General features: G+C 34.6%; 2 protein-coding genes. One reads left to right on the top strand and one right to left on the bottom strand.

Features of this window, described 5'->3' with window-relative positions; translation table 11 throughout:
* Positions 1–2,795: AAA family ATPase (locus Megvenef_RS07855; protein ID WP_322777403.1), on the bottom strand; the 2,795-nt coding region annotated here is incomplete at its 3' end.
* A 334-nt stretch (positions 2,796–3,129) separates the two neighbouring features.
* On the opposite strand from Megvenef_RS07855, the gene Megvenef_RS07860 reads away from it, so the two are divergent.
* A complete protein-coding gene (locus Megvenef_RS07860) occupies positions 3,130–3,585 on the top strand; it encodes a conjugal transfer protein TraD (protein ID WP_322777404.1) in 456 nt (151 codons plus the stop codon).
* Positions 3,586–3,877 lie beyond the last annotated feature (292 nt).

Genomic DNA, 3,877 nt, shown 5'->3' on the forward strand with positions numbered 1-3,877 from the left:
TTGATTTCTTGTCGTAAGTTTTGATTTTCTTGTTCGTAATCAACATTATTAGCGGCTTGTTTCTTCAATAGATAATCTTTATTTGCGTAAAACCGCTCTTTAGGAGTCATGCTCTGTTTTCTTGTGGATACCGTATTAGTAAATTGAGGCGATTGTTGCGAGAGTGTATTTGGGTTAGAGGTTGCAATATCATTCCCTGACTTACTTGTTATATTATTTGAAGATTTAGTAATATTATTACCTACACCTTTTTGATTGATATTGTAGCCGCCTACTACCGCTCCTTCCTCTAATACAAAAGCTTCTTCATCAGCTACGCTAGAAGAATTTACAGGAGACTCATTATATTCATTTACTAGTTCTAGAATTTCATAAGCCTCGGCTTTACTAACCTCAGGCTTTTCAAAGACGTAATAATCTCTATCAACGGAGCTTTTATCAATAAACGATGTAATCCCGCTTTTAAGTTTCTCACTGAGCCTATCAACGGTTTTGGCAAATACCCCTTTGCTTTCCGAAAGGCTCTTAACTTCTAAATCTTCTTTCGTATAATAATTAAGGCTACTACCAACTTCAGGATTAAAGCCTAATTGTTTTATCAGATGATTATCTGTTTTGGTTGCGACCTTGTTGGTATATAGATGAATATCTTTGATATGACGGCTCATGGCAACGTAAGAGTTTTTATTAGTAGAGAATCCGTCATGAAGTACGTATACGTCTCTAATCGAGCTGCCTTGTGCTTTATAGACGGTAGAGGCGTAACCGTGCTTGAAACCACTAAATTCGCCAAGGTTAAACTCTATTTCTGTTTTGTTATCTAGCATTACCGTAAATTTTACGTTGCTTAGTGACTTAACGATACCGAAATCTCCGTTACTTACGCCTACCTCTTTATTACTCTGATTAAAAACAATACGGTCATTTTTCATAAAGCAGTAGTTCTTGCCGTCTTTGGTAATTAATACTTCCGATCCGCTTAAAATATTTTTTGCCTTTAGTAACTCTCTTACACCTGCATTTAAGGCATCAACATCGGTATTTCTAACGGCTATAATTAGCCTGTTTTCAACACCTTCCGAGCTGCTATTCCAAGAATTTAGTAACGATTCCATGGAATCTATTTTTGTATCAGCGTTATTTAAGCGATTATTCGACTTTAGTATATCAATACCGAACCTTATATTTCCTTCGGAAAATGCTAAGGCGATATCTTTGCTCCACTGGCTTTCTTGCCTTCTAATATCATTCATCTCATATGAACCGAATTTATCGGCAAAGGTCTCAAACATCCCGCCGCGTCCGATAGAAGACAGCTGCCGCTCGTCCCCCGCCAATATAACATTACAGCTTCTAGCAGCTGCAACGCGCAACACTTCGGAATAATCGTCATTACCGACCATTCCAGCTTCATCTATAACAACTAAGCTGCCTTTAGGAAGATCTAGTTTAGAATTGTAAAGTTTAAATAAAAACCCTTTGATCGTATCGGATTTATTATAACCGACAGAGGCTAATTCACGCGCAGCTTTATGGGTAGGAGCAAGTGCAATTATGTTTATTTGGGAATAATTAGCAATTGAAGCTAGTTTACCGAGTACGTGACTTTTACCGCTGCCTGCGCGCCCTTTAAGAATTTTAATACCGCAATCTGTAAGAGTTAGATGCGACAAAGCTTCTTTTTGTTGGCCGCTTAAAGATTCATCTTCATTGATTATCTTAGCTATTACCCTAGGTTCAACGCCTGAATCCCTAGTCATTAAATTCTTTTGTTTCTCTACGTATCCACTGAGTCGTATTAGTTTTAATTCTTCCGCTCTAACGATTGCTGTAGTATAAAAACCACTTTCTCCTCCGCCTTCGTGGTATAGAGCTGTTATTTGATCGGAATTTAGGGCATCAAGAACTAGGTCAGCGGCTCTTTCATGACAAGGAATACATTTGACCGCTCTTTCCAGATCTTTTACGTTAAAAATACTTGCATACTTGGTAACTCTAGCAATAACATCCGCTCCAGTTTTTAACGATTCTATGTTAGCAAATTTACGTTCTTCATTGCGAATTACCGCCTCATTTAAGACGCTACGCATACGTATAGGACCGATATGTTCTTGAGTAATTTCTCTCGGTAAATCTACTCTTAAATCAATCCCTTGTTCTTTAAAATACTCATTTTGTATATTAGTCCATGCAATACTATCTTTTGTTTCTTCTACCACTTTCCCCTGTCTTACATCAGGCTGTAAATCTCGAGCTTTTAATCTCTCTAAACCTTCACCGTCTTTTCTAAACCTGCGAGTTGTAAACAATAAGTGAGCATGCCAGTTATTATTTAGTTCTTTTTGCTCTAATGCTTCTTCCGATAATTTTTCGTTCTCAACAGTTTTACTAGAGCTATCTTTATGCGGTGCATGAATATCAATTTGTACGCCGAGACCTTCTTCTACCCATCCTTTATATTTTATAAACCTTTGAACTAATTCTTTTTTCATTTCTAGAGTAATTTCGTCTTCTTTGGGAAGAGCTAGTACCCATTCTATATATAATTGACTATTTTTCTGATGTTCTTTTGCCTCAACTTCATTTGATAATACGGAAGGATTTTGAAACTTTTTGTTTGCATAATTAGGCAGCAATATTTCATGATAAACATTGTCTTCCTTTCTTGTCCAATTGTATAGCTTACCCGTACGTTCATCTACTATTTTAGTTCTAGCATTATATGCACTACTGTTACAAGCATTGCCTCCCGTACTTCTACTCACGTATCTAGATTTAGCAAATCCGATTGCCATTGTTTATAACTAATGTAAATAATTGAAATTTAATTTATTTTATTCTGAGCTAGAGTAAAAAGCAAGCATTGTTTACAGTGCATCTTGCGTATAACACTATTTCTTCGAAATGAGATGTTATAACTTTATCCCAACTCAGGAAAAAGGTTTTTAATATTAGGTAGCATAGTTAAGTACAAACAAATAGGTATGGTAGGCAGCGGGGAATATACTACATTACTATATGTACTAGAGACGGCTAATTTTATTTGATTGTGGATGATTTGACAATTTGCTGTTTTTCTATAAACTAAATATGATATACTAGATACAAATAATTAAAGATTTATAATTTATGCAAAATGTAGTAGAGCAAAAAGTTAGATTAGAACAAAAGAAAAATAGACTCCTCGCAGAAGAAACAAGATTAAAATTAAAAGAGCGCAAAATGCGTACTAGGCATTTAATTGAAGTCGGCGGATTAGTTACTAAGGCGGGTTTAGATTATTTAGCTACTAATACACTTTACGGCGCATTATTATCAATTGCTTCATCGTTAGAAACTAATCAAGTAATTAAAGATGAGTGGACTAAAATTGGTAAAACTAAATTAGATCAAGAGCAAACAACTAAACATGCCGTAATTTTGAAATTTGAACAAGAACCTAGTAGTGAAATTCGCCAAGCTGTTAGAAAGTATGGTTTAAAATGGAATAAACTGCGCACGGAATGGTACGGATATGTTAACGATCTTGATTCTCTAAAAGTAGAGCTTAACACCGCTGCTCATAATCTTGAAATCATAAATTAAACTTAATTCTAAATCTTTTGTACTTATTGCTTTCTATAATTATAGAATAATCTTATCGTCATAATATGTAATATTATTATATGATAATATAGATTAGTTATTTTTTAATCCTGTCTTACTTATTATAGTGTCTCTATAATACATAGTTTATTTTATCTTACTTTTAATTATGCCCCACGTGGGACAATTATCTCGACTAAGCGATATTAGTATGTTATTTATAGTATAATCTAATCATACTAAATGGACTTTATGCAGATAATAGAAATCAATCCTAGAGATTGTACCAGAT

The sequence above is a fragment of the Candidatus Megaera venefica genome, from assembly GCF_034554655.1.
In the GTDB taxonomy this organism is placed as follows: Bacteria; Pseudomonadota; Alphaproteobacteria; order Rickettsiales; family Rickettsiaceae; genus Megaera_A; species Megaera_A venefica.

Coding starts and splice junctions, on each gene's coding strand:
- Megvenef_RS07860 (WP_322777404.1), top strand. CDS start 3,130: ATGCAAAATGTAGTAGAGCAAAAAGTTAGATTAGAACAAAAGAAAAAT.